The following is a 15,148-nucleotide window of genomic DNA, read 5'->3' on the forward strand; positions in this document are numbered from 1 at the left end:
GTCGTTCCATGGGCTTTCTGGTCGTTGCGGCCTTTCTCGGCCTCTTCATGCTCGGATTTCCGGTGGTCTACGCCATTCTGCTGCCGTCGATCCTCTATGTTCTTGTCGAGGGGTTGCCGTTCGGGCTGCTCGCGCAGCGGGTCACCTATGCACTGGATTCGTTTCCGCTGGTCGCCGTGCCCCTCTTCATCTTCGTCGGCAACCTGATGAATCTCTCCGGCATCACCGATCGCATCTTCCGGTTTGCCTATACGCTCGTCGGGCGAATGCCGGGCGGCCTGGCGCAGGTCAACGTGTTCGGAAGCCTCGTCTTCTCCGGGATGTCGGGTGCGGCGCTGGCGGACATCGGCGGCCTGGGCCGCATTGAGATCGACGCGATGAAGAAACGCGGGTTCGACCCATCCTTCGCCGGCGCGGTAACTGCCGCATCCGCAACACTCGGGCCAATCTTTCCGCCCTCCATACCGCTCATCGTCTACGGCTCGGTCACGAGCGTGTCCATCGTGCAGCTCCTCGTGGCCGGCATCATGCCTGCCGTGCTGTGCACCGCCCTGCTGATGCTCGCCGTGCTGATCGTCGCCGTCCGCCACGGCCATGCGCGCGCGGAACGCTGGCCGACGGTCGGCGAACTGGTCGCCGCGCTGGTGCCGGCGCTGCCGGCCATTCTTGCCCCGGCCCTCATGGTCGGCGGCATGACGGCCGGTGCTTTCACGCCGACCGAGGCGGCCGCGATAACGGCGGTCTATGTCATCTTCATCAGCGGCGTGCTTTACCGCGAGCTGACGCTCGCCCATCTATGGCATTCTGCTGTTCTCACGGCGCGCAGTTCCAGCGCGATCCTCATCATCGTCGCTGCTGCGGCGCTTTTCGGCTGGATCCTGGCGGTCGAGCAGGTGCCCCAAACCTTTGCGGCGACGCTGCTTGGATGGTCTAAGGATCCGCTCGTGCTGTTGATCATCGCGAATTTGATTTTTTTCGTCGCAGGCATGTTCCTCGACTCGACGACCGCAACGCTCCTTCTCGTTCCCATCATCGCCCCGCCCCTTGTGCTGGCCGGCGTCGACCCGGTTCAACTCGGCATAGTGGCGATCTTCAACCTGATGCTCGGTCTGCTGACGCCGCCGATGGGTCTTTCGCTGTTCCTCGTGTCGGATATCGCCGACGTGTCCATCCGGCAGCTGCTGCGGGCACTTGTGCCTTTCTACATTCCGCTGGTCACCACGCTTGTCATCCTTACGTTGGCGAAGGACTTCACGCTGTGGCTGCCGCGCCTGATCGCCCAATGATCTTTTCTCCAGGAGACACGAATATGCGCATTGTCATCGGTTCCGACCATGCTGGCTTCCACCTCAAGGCAACGATCGTCGACCACGTCATCTCTCTCGGCCACGAGGTATACGACGCAGGCTCATACGATGCGAAGCCGGTAGACTTCCCCGATATCGCAAAGACGGTCACTTCCTCGATCATCGAGGGCAAGGCGGATCGCGGGCTGATGGTCTGCGGCACCGGCGTCGGCGCTTCTATCGCGGCGAACAAGGTGAAGGGGATCCGCGCAGCGGTCTGCCACGACGTGCATTCCGCCCATCAGTCGGTAGAGCATGACGACGTCAACGTCATGTGCATCGGCGCGCAGATCGTCGGGGCGTGGTTGGCGAAAGATCTCGTCGAAGCCTACCTCGCTGCCGAGTTCTCCACCGACGAGGATTTCCGGCGCCGCGTTCGCAAACTTGCCGAAATGGACGAGCAGCGCTGAGCACCCGCAAGGCGCAACTACTCTTCCTCGCTGACCTCACCATCCACGAGATGGATTCGCCGATCCATGCGAGCGGCCATGTCGAGGTCGTGCGTCACCGCGACGACCGTCTTGCCGCGCTTGCGAACGAGCTCGTCGAGAATTTCGAATACCTGCTCCGAACTCCTGCTGTCGAGACTCCCGGTCGGCTCGTCTGCCAGGATCAGCGGCGGGTCGTTGGCAAGCGCCCTTGCGACAGCCACGCGCTGGCGCTGGCCGCCCGAGAGCTGATCCGGCCGCTTGTCGAGATGGTCGGCGAGGCCGAGCGAAGTCAGCAGCTCCGTCGCCCGCACCCGCATCGCGCCGCGGTCGAGTCGGCCGAGCTTGCGCATGGGAATCTCGACGTTCTCGCGCGCGGTAAACTCCGGCAGAAGGAAATGGAACTGGAAGACGAAGCCCATGGTGGCGAGGCGCGTTTCCGCCCGCTCCTTCTCGCTCATAGGTTCGGTGTCGCGTCCACGGACGCGGAGTGTGCCCTGGGTCGGCCGATCGAGCAGTCCCAGCAGGTAGAGCAGCGACGACTTTCCCGATCCCGAGGGACCGGTAACGGCTACGAACTCGCCTTCCTCAACGGACAGGTCGATGCCCTTCACCAACGTCACCGGAACCGTCTCTTTGAGGATGCGCGTGAGGCCGCGGGTTTCGATCAAGGGGCTCATGTCGCGCCTCTTATGATGTCCACCGGATTGACACGAGCTGCGCGGCGGGCCGGCAGGTAGCCGGCGACCGCTGCCGAAGACAGGGCGAAAGCCGTCGCCACCACATAGTGTGGAACGCTCCAGGCGATCGGCAACCTGGTCATCTCCTGGCCAGTCGCCGCGATTTCGAACCGCACCAGGGACAGCGCGTAGGTTATCGCAAATCCGAGTGCCCAGCCCAGAAGCGAGCCTGCGATGCCGATCGCAAGCCCTTCGATCACGAACAGACGCCGCATGTCGGCTTCCGAAAAGCCCAGCGATTTCATGATGGCAATGTCGCGCGCCTTCTCATGCGTTATGGTCGAGACGATGTTGAAGATGCCGAAACCCGCAACCAGCATGATCGCGGCGACCACCGTGTACATGATGACGTTGCGCACGACGAGCGCTTCGAGAATGGACTCGTTCGCCTCCTGCCAGGCGACCGCCTTGTAGCCAAGCTCGGCCTCCACCCGACGCGCGATGGCGGGCGCGGCGTCCGGGTCGTCCAGCTTGATGCGGATCTCGTTGATTGCATTCGGCCTGTTGGACAGGATTTGGGCGTTCTTCAGCAGGACATAGGCCTCGCCTTCGTCGCGCGCCGTGGTGCCGGTATGAAACAGGCCGACAATTTTGAAATTGCGGGCAAGGCCTTCCGAAGACACGGCGGTAATCGTATCGCCGAGGCCGGCGCCCAATCTCGAGGCCATGGTGTCGCCGATCACGACGTTATTGCCGCCCGCCGCAAGCGCAGCGAAGCTGCCGGCCTCGAAGTCCTCGACGATGGGCGAGACCCTCACTTCCTTCTCCGGCTCGATGCCGATCACGACGGCACCGACTTCGCGGCCGGAATAGCGGATGACGCCTTGCACGTTGAGGACCGCGGCAAGCCTGCCGGGTATCCACTCCTCCAACCAGGAGGCCGCTTTCGTTGGATTGATGATGCCGCGTCGGTCGTCCCTCGGCCTGAGCCCCGAGATCGCCGCGGCATCGAAGAGATCTTCCGCCGGCTGCCGCCGCGCAGCGCGCTGCTCGTCGGTAACGTCGACATGCGGCATGGTGTCGACGAGTTGACGAACGAAATCGTCCTGTCCGCCCTGCATCAGGGCCGCCATGGCGATCGAGAAACCGACGCCGACGGCGACACCGATAACCGCAACCAGCGTCTGGCGGCCGCGACCGGCGACGTGCGTCAAGGCGATATCGAGGATCAGGCGCATGGGTGTTCAATTCGTCGCTGTCTGCACCACGTCCACCCGCGTCCCGTCAGCGAAATCGGGAGGCAGGGGAGAGACTATCCGTGCGGTATCCTCCAGTCCCGAGAGGACCTCCACGCCGTTCGTGCCGCGGATGCCGGTCTCGACATCGCGCAGCGTCGCCTTCCCGCCCTCGACCACCGCGACCCTGGTTCCGCTCACGGCCGCCGCGGGAATGATCAGTGCATTGCGCGACAGCCGGACTACGATGTTCACATCGGTCGACATGCCGATCCTGAGCGGTGTGTCTTGCGGCAGGCGAAGGCGAACGCGGTAGGTCTTCGTAACAGGATCGCCCTTCGGCGTAATGCTGTCGACAACCGCCTCGAGCGCGCGCCCTGGAAAGGCGTCCGACCGCAACAGGGCATTCTGCCCGACTTCGACGCGCGGAATATCCTCCTCGTTCACCTCTGCCTCCACGATCAGCGGCCGCGCCTCTCCGACCCAGAAGAGAACGGTCCCGGGCTCGGCAACCTCGCCGATCTCTCCGTCCTGCCGGAGCACCCGCCCCGCATTCGGAGCGCGCAGCACATAGGCAGCAAGCCGCGCCTCCTGGCCGGCGATCAACGCCTCCAGTTGAGCAACGTCGGTGCGCGCCCTGTCCACCGCCTGCTCGCTTATCGTGTTTTTCTCCGCCAAGGCGAGCTTGCGGCGGTATTCTTCCCGGGCAAGCGACAGGCGCACATGCAGTTCGCTCAGTATCGCTCGCGCCTCCGTATCGTCCAGGCGCGCGAGCACATCGTCCTTTTCCACACGATCGCCCTCGCAATTGCACTGCTCGACGATCCGTTCGCGCACCGTCGACGTGACCTTTGCCCACACGCGCGGCTCTACGACGCCGCTCGCATAGACGATCTCCGCCGCATCCCCGCGCTTTGGCGTCACAACGGAAACGGGTAGTGCCCGGGAGGCATACCAGAAGGCGGCTGCACCGGCCGCGGCGGCGATCGCCACACCCACCGCGTAGCGCCTCATCTTCTGCATCAACCGCACGAATTACTCCTGAAACTCACCGCATTTATCTTTATGATAGCATTAGACCGACCGTCGGTCTACAATCGAGGACGGGACTTCGCGCAGCCCTCCAACCCGTGTAGAACGTACTCTTACGGTTCAGGACAAACCCATGGTTCGAGTTAAGAAATCGCCTGACGTCAGAACGAACGAGCTCATAGACTGCGCTGAACGCCTCTTCTTCGAGCAGGGATACGAAAACACGACTGTCAACGACGTCATCCGGGAGGCGAATGTCTCCAAGGGGGCGTTCTATCACTACTTCGTTTCGAAGGAGGCGCTGCTCGAGGCGGTCGCAGCGCGCATGGCTCGCCGGAGCCTGGAGGAACTGAAAACCGTTTTCGAGGATCCCTCGCTCGATGCCGTCGGTCAGCTGAATGCGCTTTTCGCGGGTTCGCGGCGCCTGAAAGTGGAAATGGCGCCGCAATTGAAGAATACGTTCAACGCACTCTTCAAGCCGGAAAACATCGTCCTCTACCATCGCATCGACGCGGCGGTCAGCGCCGTGACACTCCCGTTCCTAACCGAACTTCTGAGGCGAGGTCACAAGGAAGGGAGCCTCGATGCTCCCGATCCGGAGGCCCTTGCGCTGATGTTGCTGTATCTGCGGCTTGGTGTCGCCAAGACAATGCACCGCGCATTGCAGCAGACCGAAGCCGGAGACCTGGATGGTGCGGCGCGAACGCTGGATGGCTGGATGCGCACCTACGGTATGGCCGTAGAGAGGGTGCTGAAGATCCCTGAAGGAGCGATCGAGGTAACGGAACCGGGGTTCGCGCGCGCATTTCTGGAAGCCACCGTCTAGAGCGTCCCGTTATCTCAATGAAACAGCGCGGCGCTCCAGGACTTTGGACTACGCATTTTCAGACGGAAAGCCGTTACACATTTTTCCTGGTCGCGCTCCAGATATCCCCGATATTCACCGGCGATAGCCCAGATGGGCAAGTGGAGGCGCCGTATCGTGCGTGCTACTGCATGTTTCCTTTAGTCTAATCGCAATCGGTCGAAGGGCAAAACATGCAGCAAACCAAAGTGTTACAGCGACCTTTGCGCGTCCGATGAGACGCGCGGCGCTGCAGTCCTTCGTTTCCCGTCCGGACCGGGAAAGGGCGTTTGAGGCTTGGCGCGACGCCGGCAGTGACTGGCCTCCCGGGATCGCGTTCGGAGAGGAGCGGAGATGCTCTGGAAGTCGCCGGATCGTTTTCGGTTATCATCTTGCAAGGCAAGGCCCTGACCGGCGTCGGTCAGGGCCCATTCATTTCCCACCAGCTCAATAAGAGAGCACGGACACGGCAATACGTTCTCCCGCACAGCCCATTACAAGCCATAGCAATGCAAGAAGATGTGTCGGTGCACGTGGGATATTACACAAACGTATTATCATAACCAGTAACAAATTGGGGGTATTCGCAATAAAAGGCCATTGCATACCATTTGTACTAGGCGCGTGCCGGGGCTACCCTCCCCGAACGGATGAGCGCCAGACGAGATCAGGCTGGAAGCGGACCGACTGGCGAACCGGCTCCTGTCCGCTCTCATTGACGAGCCAGGCCACGGCCTCCCCGGCTATCAGCTCGACCGGCTGCGCGAAAGTGGTCAGGTCGTAGGAGGACCAGGCCGCCTGTTCTATATCGTCGAAACCCACGACGCAGAGCTGATCGGGAATGGAGACCCGGAACTGGTGGCGCGCGGCATCCATGAAGCCGCAGGCCAGGAGATCGGTCGCACAGAAGACCGCGTCGGGGCGCTCGTCGAGCGTCAGCAGCCGCTGCGCCAGAACGCGGCCGCTCTCATAACCCGTGGGCCCGTGGCGCTCGACCAGAACCGGGAGGCCCATCGCTTTCGCCGCCACCACGAAACCGTGTTCGCGCGCCATCAGGCTCGGGGTGCCGGCTTGCGAATTCGCAAAGGCAAGGCGCCGGCATCCCGCCCGCACGAAGGCGGTGACGACCCGCCCCGCGGCTTCCGCATCATCGAGGTTGATGCGAAGTGGTCCCTGCTGGTCGTCGTCGCGGTTGATGAGGACGAGGCGCTGGCCGTTCTTCAGGCAGAGCTGCGTAATCGACCGGTCGGGCATGCCGGACAGAATGATCGATGCATCGGCGCGGTACCGGATCGCCTGGCGCAAGGCGAGATCGACGCTGCTGTCGGAGCGGTCGGTGTTTATCAGCATGGCGATCTTGCCGGCGTTCTGCAGTTGCTGGGTCATCGCCCGGATCAAGTTGGCACGATAGGGCGTACTCATCTCCGATACGATGAGGCAGACGATGCCACTCTCGTTGCGCATCAGCCCGCGCGCGAGATGATTGACGTGATAGCCGAGCGCTTCTGCAGCCTCTACCACTCTCCGCCTCGTTTCGGGCGAGACGCTCGCACCGGGCGTAAAGGTGCGGGAGACGGCCGAACGTGATACGCCCGCCCGCTCTGCGACTTCCTGGGCGCTGACAAAGGGTTTCTGCGGCATCGCAACCTCACTTCGATCCTGCACGCAGATTTGCACTATTTTGCAATTGCGTGCAACGCGAACACATCACGGGATTTGGAACAATTTCATTGACACCTTCAGTATCATCGTGCAGCATTTGCACGCGCTTGCAACAGCGCCCGGCATGGAGGCGCCGGCACAATCTGGGAGGAAACCGATGGGTTTGGTTAAACTGGCTGCGGCAGCACTCGCCGCGGGCGTGACGTTTGTTGCCTTTTCCGCGCAGGCCGATGGAAATCTCAATCTGATCTGCTCGGCCGACGTGGTGATCTGCGAGCAGATGAAGGGCGCCTTCGAAAAGGAGACCGGGATCTCCGTCAATATGGTCCGCCTGTCGTCGGGCGAAACCTACGCAAAGATCCGGGCCGAGGCGCGCAACCCCAAGACGGACATCTGGTGGGCCGGTACCGGCGATCCCCATCTGCAAGCCGCCGCGGAGGGGCTGACGCTCGAATACAAGTCGCCGATGCTTGGCGAGTTGCATGACTGGGCCGTCAAGCAGGCCGAGAGCGCCGGCTACCGGACGGTCGGTGTCTATGCCGGCGCGCTCGGCTGGGGCTACAACACCGAAATCTTCAAGCAGAAAAACCTCAAGGAGCCGAAATGCTGGGCGGACCTCCTCGATCCGTCCTTCAAGGGTGAAGTCCAGATCGCCAACCCCAACTCTTCCGGCACCGCCTATACGGCGCTCGCGACGCTCGTACAGATCATGGGCGAGGACGAGGCTTTCGACTACCTGAAGAAGCTGAACGCGAACGTGTCGCAATACACGAAGTCCGGGTCCGCACCGGTGAAGGCCGCAGCGCGGGGAGAAACCGCAATCGGCATCGTGTTCATGCATGATGCGGTGGCGCAGACGGTCGAAGGCTTTCCCGTGAAGTCGGTGGCGCCCTGCGAAGGCACCGGCTACGAGATCGGCTCGATGTCGATCATCAAAGGCGCAAAGAACCTCGACAGCGCCAAGAAATGGTATGACTGGGCGCTCTCTGCCGACGTGCAGTCCAGCATGAAGGAGGCCAAATCGTTCCAGCTTCCTTCGAACAAGACGGCCGAGGTGCCGGAGGAAGCGCCGAAGTTCGAGGACATCAAGCTGATCGACTACGACTTCAAGACCTATGGCGATCCAACGAAGCGCAAGGAGCTTCTTGAGCGCTGGGATCGGGAGATCGGCGCAGCCGCCAACTGATTGCGCTCCGCACCCTCCGAACGGGTTCGATTCGTCGGGAAACTGTCGGCTCGAACCCGGAAAATCTCGGTCGGATGATCTGTTCCGGCCGCATCGCGCTCTTATCCGGCGGCAGCGGCTTCGCCTGCTTCGGGACAACTCATCCATGACACGGCGGCACGGACAAGCCTATCCATGAAAACTCACAACCGCAGACTGGATATGGCGCTGGCTCTCGGGCTTGCCGCCTTCGTCCTCCTTCCCTGGTACAGGATCGACGGCGGCTTCTTTGGCTTTGGCTGGCTTTCCACCTTTCCTGACGAGCCGGCCGCAGCGCCGGGTTTCGTTCAGATCGCTTCCCTTGGCAAATGGTGGCTGATGCTTCCGGCTCTGGCCATTGTGGCGGCCGCCGCGGCCCGATTCGTCAGCGATCCGGCGCGGCGAGGAAGCTTCCTTGCCTGGACAGGAGCCTGCGGCATCGCCGTTCTGGCTCTTCAGGGTCTCGCCATCGGCTTTTCCGGCTGGAACTGGACGATCAGCGAAGTCCTGTTCGGCGCGCTTGCGGACGGCCAGCCCTCCATGGGTGCGGGAGCGGTGCTCGCGGCGCTCGTCTTCGTCCTCCTTTTCGCCTTCGGGCTCGCCGAACGCGGCGTGATGAAGGGCGACGCCTTCGTCGTCTCGGCCATCTCGCTGCTTGTCTTTCTCGTCGCCGTCTTCGTCTTCTACCCCGTCGGGAGCATGCTGGTGGGCGCGTTCCAGGATTTCGACGGCTCCTTCAATCCGCAAGGCTTCACCCGCAATATCGTGGATCCGTCGATCTGGAGCCTCGACTGCGTCGTCGGCGGCGGGCGCTGCGGCGTCGCTTGGCGGACCTTTTGGCTGGCGGTGATGACCGCGGGCGGCTCGACAATCCTCGGGCTCGCCTTCGCACTGGTCGCCACCCGTACCGGCTTCCGTTACAAACGGAGCCTCAGGCTTTTGACGGTGCTGCCGATCATCACGCCGCCCTTCGTGGTCGGCCTTGCGCTCACTCTGCTCTTCGGTCGTTCCGGCGTCATCACCGAAGCCCTGTCCACGCTGATCGGCGTCGAGCCCGGCCGCTGGCTCTACGGCCTCACCGGCATCTGGATCGCACAGGTTCTATCCTTCACGCCTATTTCCTTCCTCGTTCTGATCGGGGTCGTCGAGGGCGTCAGCCCGTCGATGGAGGAGGCATCGCAGACGCTAAGGGCGGACCGCTGGCGCACATTCTGGCGCATCTCGCTGCCGCTGATGAAGCCGGGGCTCGCCAATGCGTTCCTCATAGGTTTCATCGAAAGCATGGCCGATTTCGGCAATCCGCTGGTACTGGGCGGCAGCCACGGCGTACTTTCGACGGAAATATTCTTCGCCGTCGTCGGCTCGCAGAACGACCCCTCCCGCGCCGCGGTGCTCGCCATCATCCTCCTGTGCTTTACGCTCACGGCCTTTCTGGCACAGCGCTTCTGGCTTTCGGGCAAAAGCTTCGCGACGGTCACCGGAAAGGGCGACAGCGGCGCCCACGCCGCCCTGCCCCGCACGGTTTCGATCGCCGTCCATGCCCTGGTCATCCCCTGGGCGTTCTTCACGCTCGTCGTTTACGGTATGATCCTCGTCGGCGGCTTCGTGAAGACCTGGGGGCTCGACAACTCGTTGACGCTCACCCATTACATCAAGGCCTTCTCCGTCGAATTTCGCGATGGCGGCATCGCCTGGACAGGGGTTGCCTGGAACTCCTTCTGGACCACGATGGAGATCGCGCTCATATCGGCACCGCTGACAGCAGCCGTCGGCCTCCTCACCGCCTATCTGATCGTGCGCCAGAGATTCGCCGGCCGGGAACTCTTCGAGTTCGCCTTGATGATGAGCTTCGCCATTCCGGGGACAGTCATCGGCATCAGCTACATCATGGCCTTCAACCTGCCGCCGCTCGAAATGACCGGCAGCGCGCTGATCCTCGTTGCCTGCTTCGTCTTCCGCAACATGCCGGTCGGCGTGCGCGGCGGGGTGGCGGCGATGAGCCAGCTCGACCGCAGTCTCGACGAAGCGTCTCTCACGCTCAGGGCCGACAGCTTCCGCACCATCCGCAAGGTCATCCTGCCGCTTTTGCGACCGGCGATCACGGCCGCCCTCGTCTACTCCTTCGTGCGCGCCATCACTTCGATCAGTGCCGTTATCTTCCTGGTCAGCGCCGAATACAACATGGCGACGGCCTACATCGTCGGGCTGGTCGAAAACGGCGAATACGGCGTGGCGATCGCCTATTCCTCCATGCTGATCGTGGTGATGATAACAGTCATCGCCGGCTTCCAGCTCCTCGTCGGCGAACGCAGGCTTCGGCGCGAAAACCGCGTCCAGGCCGTTGCCGGCGCGCCCGTTCCCCTTCCCCAGGAGAAAACCGCATGACAATCGTGGCTCCAGGTTCCGTCGTCTTCCGGAACATACGCAAGCAGTTCGGCGCCTTCACAGCCATTCCCGACCTGTCGCTGACCATCGAACCAGGCACGCTCGTCACCCTGCTCGGGCCTTCCGGCTGCGGCAAGACAACGACGCTCCGGATGCTCGCCGGCCTCGAACATCCGACATCCGGCCGCATCCTGATCGGCGGCAAGGATGTGACGATGCTGCCCGCGAACGAACGCGACGTCTCGATGGTCTTTCAGTCCTATGCGCTGTTCCCGCACATGAGCGCCCTCGACAATGTCGCCTACGGCTTGGAATCCTCCGGCAGGAAGCGCAAGGAGGCGCGGCAGAGAGCCGAAGAAGCATTGGCGCTCGTCGGTCTCCCCGGCATGGGTCAACGCCTGCCCGCCGAACTCTCCGGTGGACAACAACAGCGCGTCGCAGTTGCACGCGCGCTGGTGCTGGAGCCGCAGGTTCTTCTCCTGGACGAACCGCTTTCCAATCTCGATGCGAGACTGAGGCGCCGCGTCCGGACCGAAATCCGGGAACTGCAGCAGCGGCTGGGCTTCACCGCTGTTTATGTCACGCACGATCAGGACGAAGCGCTTGCCGTCTCGGACCGCATCATCGTCATGAAGGACGGGAACATAGCCCAGGAGGGCGCGCCGCGCGAACTCTACGAGACGCCGGCTTCCGCCTTTATCGCCGATTTCATGGGCGAGGCTAACGTCGTTGCCTGCGACGTCATCGACGTCGACGGTCACGAGGCCACGATCCGCGTGGAGCAACTGACGCATCGCGTGAGCGGCCGCGGCATGCGTCGCGGGCCGGCAAAGCTCGCGGTCCGTCCGAACGCGATCGCGCTGGAGCCTTCGGCCGGCGGCAGTTTTTCAGGCGAGATCACCCACACGGCCTATCTCGGCGACCACGTCGAGTACGAGGTAAAGACGGCCGCAGGGACGCTGTTCGTGGTCGACCCGGCGGTGGAGCGGGCACTTGCGCCGCAAACCAATGTGGCAATCTCCTTCAAGGAGCGCGGCATAGCCGTCATCAGCGGCTGACATGAAGGAAATAACACCGGCAGCTTTGCCACCACCGGCATTTTTCAATCAAGGAAATTCCTTATGACATCTCACGTCGTCCCCGGGCTCGAAGCCCGCCTGGCATTGGCCGAAACCATCGGGCGCGAGGCAGGCACGATGGCGCTCGACTTTTTCACGCGCCGCGAAACCCTGATCATCGAAACAAAGCGCGATCCGCAGGACCTCGTTTCCATCGCCGACCGCGAGGTCGAAAATCTCATCCGCGACCGGATCGCGGAGGCCTACCCGGAAGATGGAGTGCTCGGCGAGGAGTACGGCCTCGTTTCCGGCAGCTCAGGCTTCACCTGGGCTGTCGATCCGATCGACGGCACAAGCCCATTCGTCAACGGCATGCCCAATTGGTGCGTCTCCATCGCCCTTGTCCATGCCGGCCTGCCGGTGGTGGGCGTCATCGCCGCACCATGCCACGGCGAACTCTATGCGGCAGCACTCGGGCTCGGCGCAAGGCTGAACGGCAAGGCCCTCGCACTCGACGGATCGCGCACCATACGCAACCACGTGACCGGGCTCGGCGCCAATAACTACGTTAAGCCGGCTTTCGTCGGAAGGATGGTCGAAAACCTGCTGGATGCGGGCGGCACGTTCATTCGCAACGGCTCCGGCGCGCTCATGCTGGCCTATGTCGCGGCCGGCCGTCTGGTGGGCTATTACGAGCCCTATATGCACGCGTGGGATTGCCTCGCCGGCTATTGTCTCGTCCGGGAAGCGGGCGGCTGGTACCTGCCCTTCCCCACTGAGGGAGAGGGATTGACCCGCGGCTCGATCGTCCTTGCCGCCGCGCCCGGCGCAGTCGACGACCTGAGGAAGCTTGCGGGCGTTTGAGGCTCGCGCCGCTGCTTCGACGTCACTTGAAAATGCCCGCCGGCGTGCCCCCCGCGCGCCGGATGTGATCGAGCATGGCGCGGTATCGTGGAACGACCAACACAAACTCGGCGGCGACCGGACGCAGGTAATCGGCATGGAAATGCGCCACGAGGTCTATATCGCCAACCGCCCAGCGCTGGTGGCCTACGCCACGCGGATCATCCGATCGCGAGAGGCTGCAGAGGATATTGTCCAGGATGCTTTTCTTCGGCTCGCCCCGGCCCAGGCCAATGCAACCTCGCCTAGCCAGATGCTGTCCTATCTCTGCGAAGGCGTGAGAGGCTTCGATTAGCCCTTCGTCTTGGCTGTCGCGACCGGCTCCGTGGTCAGATGAAAATCAGCCATCTCCTTTTCAGTAAGGTAATAGAGCCGGTCCGGCGGCGTTTCGAGGGCGTTGATCCAGAGGCTTGGGCCGACTCCCATCGTATCGAGATGGCGGACGACTCTGGCCGTGGTGGATTGTGCGAAGGACATGGCCTGTGCCGGTGTCGGCCGTTCCTCGCCGCCGCTGAAAACCTGATGCACGCCGATCAGCGCGTCCTTTTCCGCCACACGCGCCACGCCCCCGGCAAAGACGATCGGGCAGGAGGACGCGCAGAGCGCCTTTGCTGCCACTTTGGTATCGAGCTTCTTCTCGCGGATCAGTTTCGACATCGCGAGCGCATCGTCCACCGAACCGCCCGGCGAGTTGAAGGTCACGGTTTTCACATATTCGCCGCGCGCTTCGATCTCTTCGGCGAAGCGCGAACCGGCGCCGAGGTCGATCGTGCCCTCGGCGAGCAGAACGCCGCCGGGTCGGAGATCGAACTTCATCGGTTGGCGCAGTACTTCGTCAGAGCTTCCGGGTTGGACCGGCGGACCGTTCGGCGCAGCTTCGGTCACTGCAGGAAGCAGAACCGGCCGATCCTCGAGCATCGGATCGAAGCCGGACAGCTCGGCGTTCTGGGCAGCCAGGTCGCGCAAGTCGATCAGCAGGAAGGTCCCGGCGGCCATCAGCATCACGATGAAGGCGCCGCGCATCAGCACACCGTCGTCGAGTCGCATGAGCGCCTTAACGGTTTCATCGATCCTCATGCGACCGGTCCTTTGCACGCGTCCTCGGGTCGAGGCTTGTGATGTTGTTCGGTTCCTCCGCTTTGCCCGCCGCTTCCGCCATTTCGCTGAGTGGCACCCCGTTCGCCGTCACGGCGCGCTGCACTTCCAAGGCCTGCAGAAGCTCGGCCGCCGTAATGCGCTCGGCAAAGGGTAGCTTCTCCTCCTGCCTTCGGATGGCTCCGTGCACGGTCGCCAGAATGAAAACCAGCACACCCGGCAGCAAGTCGATGGAAATAGCCCCGGCCCAGGCGGGAATGAAATCGTTCCCATAACGCAACACGGCTTCTGCGGATGACAGCGGGACGAAGCGTCGCTCGTCCACCGGCGCACGCGCCAGGATTTCGTCTGCCGCTTCGGAGAGGACTTTGGATTGTGCTGCAACCGAGGCCCGCACCGTCTCCATGACCTGATCCTGGCGGTTGACGAGATCGGCATTGCCGCCGTCGGCCACGGGTGCGATGAAGCCGAGAGACAGGTCGTCTGCGGCGCGGCGGATCGAAGGCGCGATCGATGTCTGCCCGAGCGACGTAATCACCCCTGTGAGCGCCACCACTTCGGAGGAGAACTGATCGGCACGCGGCGCGATCGCACCGGGGGCCGAGACCAGCGTGCGCATCGTCTCGAGCCGCTTCTGGCCCTGGTTGAACAGCATCGTCACCTGTTCCCGGGAGGCATTGATGCCATTTTCCAGATCCTTCATCTGTGCCGACATTTGCGACAGCAGCTGGACCACGCTTCCGGATCCCGTCGTGCCGGTGAGCGCTCCCGACTGCCGCTCCGAGGCGGCAAGCTGGGCGAAGCGTTCGGATGCGCGCTGGATGTCGGGCAGCAGACTCTGGGCCGCGAGCGCGTTCTGATGCGCCTGATCGAGGTCGGCCGTGTAGTCCTCCACCGTTTCCGCGAGATGCTGTTCGAGCGCGGCCGAACCGGCCAGCGCCGCCGCATTGAGCCAGCTCGACATGGCGATGATCATGGCCGCGCCCAAAGCCATCACACCGAGCATGGCGGCCCGGCCCATATGCGTGGTCACGTGCGGATAGAAGCGTGCCATATAGGACCAGAAGGCGTAGATGCCGACCGAAACCGAAGCCGAGTAGATGATCGCCGCGAAGAAGACCGACGTCGGGGAGCCGTCGAGAATGCTGCGGACGCCGAGATAGGTATAGACGCCAGAGGCGAGCGCCAGCACTGCCAGTGCAAAACGCGTCATCGTTTCGACGGCCGCAACGCCATCATGCAAACGTTGGGATGCGCCGAGGGCCATAAGCACGAT

The 15,148-nt window shown here is 62.9% G+C and carries 14 protein-coding genes; 8 read left to right on the top strand and 6 right to left on the bottom strand.

The genetic code is table 11. The annotated features are described in order from the left end of the window. Positions 1 to 8 precede the first annotated feature (8 nt). Both SINAR_RS0104405 and rpiB read left to right on the top strand, forming a co-directional pair. On the top strand, positions 9 to 1,286 hold the full coding sequence (locus SINAR_RS0104405; RefSeq protein ID WP_027997938.1) for a TRAP transporter large permease: 1,278 nt from the start codon (positions 9 to 11) through the stop codon (positions 1,284 to 1,286). Between the two features lie 23 nt (positions 1,287 to 1,309). After that, on the top strand, positions 1,310 to 1,756 hold the full coding sequence (rpiB, locus tag SINAR_RS0104410; protein ID WP_027997939.1) for a ribose 5-phosphate isomerase B: 447 nt from the start codon (positions 1,310 to 1,312) through the stop codon (positions 1,754 to 1,756). Positions 1,757 to 1,773: 17 nt separating this feature from the next. Here the strand turns inward: rpiB and SINAR_RS0104415 are convergent, their stop codons facing one another. From SINAR_RS0104415 to SINAR_RS0104425, 3 genes are read right to left on the bottom strand one after another with little or no spacing between them, the layout of a single operon-like run. Further along, the gene (locus SINAR_RS0104415) at positions 1,774 to 2,454 is read right to left on the bottom strand and encodes an ABC transporter ATP-binding protein (protein WP_027997940.1); all 681 of its coding nucleotides are present in this window, start codon (positions 2,452 to 2,454) and stop codon (positions 1,774 to 1,776) included. Beyond that, entirely contained in the window at positions 2,451 to 3,692 is a 1,242-nt protein-coding gene (locus SINAR_RS0104420; protein ID WP_027997941.1) for an ABC transporter permease, read from the bottom strand. Before SINAR_RS0104420 ends, SINAR_RS0104415 begins: the two co-directional genes overlap by 4 nt. A 6-nt stretch (positions 3,693 to 3,698) precedes the next feature. Next, a complete protein-coding gene (locus SINAR_RS0104425) occupies positions 3,699 to 4,721 on the bottom strand; it encodes an efflux RND transporter periplasmic adaptor subunit (protein ID WP_027997942.1) in 1,023 nt (340 codons plus the stop codon). Between the two features lie 133 nt (positions 4,722 to 4,854). On the opposite strand from SINAR_RS0104425, the gene SINAR_RS0104430 reads away from it, so the two are divergent. After that, positions 4,855 to 5,547: a TetR/AcrR family transcriptional regulator gene (locus SINAR_RS0104430; protein ID WP_027997943.1), complete on the top strand. Its 693-nt coding sequence runs from the start codon at positions 4,855 to 4,857 to the stop codon at positions 5,545 to 5,547. 651 nt (positions 5,548 to 6,198) lie between these two features. Here the strand turns inward: SINAR_RS0104430 and SINAR_RS0104435 are convergent. Then, positions 6,199 to 7,206, bottom strand: coding sequence for a LacI family DNA-binding transcriptional regulator (locus tag SINAR_RS0104435; protein ID WP_027997944.1), 1,008 nt, complete (start codon positions 7,204 to 7,206; stop codon positions 6,199 to 6,201). A 178-nt stretch (positions 7,207 to 7,384) separates the two neighbouring features. Between SINAR_RS0104435 and SINAR_RS0104440 the strand changes: the two genes are divergently transcribed. From SINAR_RS0104440 to SINAR_RS1000000137650, 5 genes are all read left to right on the top strand, one after another. Next, on the top strand, positions 7,385 to 8,413 hold the full coding sequence (locus SINAR_RS0104440) for an ABC transporter substrate-binding protein (RefSeq protein ID WP_027997945.1): 1,029 nt from the start codon (positions 7,385 to 7,387) through the stop codon (positions 8,411 to 8,413). Between the two features lie 174 nt (positions 8,414 to 8,587). Continuing rightward, the gene (locus SINAR_RS0104445; RefSeq protein ID WP_027997946.1) at positions 8,588 to 10,816 is read left to right on the top strand and encodes an ABC transporter permease; all 2,229 of its coding nucleotides are present in this window, start codon (positions 8,588 to 8,590) and stop codon (positions 10,814 to 10,816) included. After that, positions 10,813 to 11,874: an ABC transporter ATP-binding protein gene (locus tag SINAR_RS0104450; RefSeq protein WP_027997947.1), complete on the top strand. Its 1,062-nt coding sequence runs from the start codon at positions 10,813 to 10,815 to the stop codon at positions 11,872 to 11,874. Before SINAR_RS0104445 ends, SINAR_RS0104450 begins: the two co-directional genes overlap by 4 nt. 63 nt (positions 11,875 to 11,937) lie before the next feature. Next, complete coding sequence (locus tag SINAR_RS0104455; protein WP_027997948.1) at positions 11,938 to 12,738, top strand: inositol monophosphatase family protein; 801 nt, start codon at positions 11,938 to 11,940, stop codon at positions 12,736 to 12,738. Then, the gene (locus tag SINAR_RS1000000137650; RefSeq protein ID WP_234710565.1) at positions 12,725 to 13,072 is read left to right on the top strand and encodes a sigma factor; all 348 of its coding nucleotides are present in this window, start codon (positions 12,725 to 12,727) and stop codon (positions 13,070 to 13,072) included. Before SINAR_RS0104455 ends, SINAR_RS1000000137650 begins: the two co-directional genes overlap by 14 nt. Here the strand turns inward: SINAR_RS1000000137650 and SINAR_RS0104465 are convergent. Both SINAR_RS0104465 and SINAR_RS0104470 read right to left on the bottom strand, forming a co-directional pair. Continuing rightward, the gene (locus SINAR_RS0104465) at positions 13,069 to 13,854 is read right to left on the bottom strand and encodes a COG3904 family protein (protein ID WP_027997949.1); all 786 of its coding nucleotides are present in this window, start codon (positions 13,852 to 13,854) and stop codon (positions 13,069 to 13,071) included. The two genes, SINAR_RS1000000137650 and SINAR_RS0104465, sit on opposite strands and share 4 nt — an antisense overlap. Further along, positions 13,841 to 15,139 (bottom strand): hypothetical protein, encoded by a 1,299-nt coding sequence (locus tag SINAR_RS0104470; protein WP_027997950.1) that lies wholly within the window; start codon positions 15,137 to 15,139, stop codon positions 13,841 to 13,843. Before SINAR_RS0104470 ends, SINAR_RS0104465 begins: the two co-directional genes overlap by 14 nt. Positions 15,140 to 15,148 lie beyond the last annotated feature (9 nt).

It is taken from the genome of Sinorhizobium arboris LMG 14919, assembly GCF_000427465.1.
In the GTDB taxonomy this organism is placed as follows: domain Bacteria; phylum Pseudomonadota; class Alphaproteobacteria; order Rhizobiales; family Rhizobiaceae; genus Sinorhizobium; species Sinorhizobium arboris.

Bases quoted from the DNA above. Each gene is read 5' to 3' on its own strand.
- SINAR_RS0104420 (WP_027997941.1), bottom strand. From the start codon at position 3,692: ATGCGCCTGATCCTCGATATCGCCTTGACGCACGTCGCCGGTCGCGGC.
- rpiB (WP_027997939.1), top strand. From the start codon at position 1,310: ATGCGCATTGTCATCGGTTCCGACCATGCTGGCTTCCACCTCAAGGCA.
- SINAR_RS0104465 (WP_027997949.1), bottom strand. From the start codon at position 13,854: ATGAGGATCGATGAAACCGTTAAGGCGCTCATGCGACTCGACGACGGT.
- SINAR_RS0104450 (WP_027997947.1), top strand. From the start codon at position 10,813: ATGACAATCGTGGCTCCAGGTTCCGTCGTCTTCCGGAACATACGCAAG.
- SINAR_RS0104455 (WP_027997948.1), top strand. From the start codon at position 11,938: ATGACATCTCACGTCGTCCCCGGGCTCGAAGCCCGCCTGGCATTGGCC.
- SINAR_RS0104405 (WP_027997938.1), top strand. From the start codon at position 9: ATGGGCTTTCTGGTCGTTGCGGCCTTTCTCGGCCTCTTCATGCTCGGA.
- SINAR_RS0104445 (WP_027997946.1), top strand. From the start codon at position 8,588: ATGAAAACTCACAACCGCAGACTGGATATGGCGCTGGCTCTCGGGCTT.
- SINAR_RS0104430 (WP_027997943.1), top strand. From the start codon at position 4,855: ATGGTTCGAGTTAAGAAATCGCCTGACGTCAGAACGAACGAGCTCATA.
- SINAR_RS0104470 (WP_027997950.1), bottom strand. From the start codon at position 15,139: ATGGCCCTCGGCGCATCCCAACGTTTGCATGATGGCGTTGCGGCCGTC.
- SINAR_RS0104415 (WP_027997940.1), bottom strand. From the start codon at position 2,454: ATGAGCCCCTTGATCGAAACCCGCGGCCTCACGCGCATCCTCAAAGAG.
- SINAR_RS0104435 (WP_027997944.1), bottom strand. From the start codon at position 7,206: ATGCCGCAGAAACCCTTTGTCAGCGCCCAGGAAGTCGCAGAGCGGGCG.
- SINAR_RS0104440 (WP_027997945.1), top strand. From the start codon at position 7,385: ATGGGTTTGGTTAAACTGGCTGCGGCAGCACTCGCCGCGGGCGTGACG.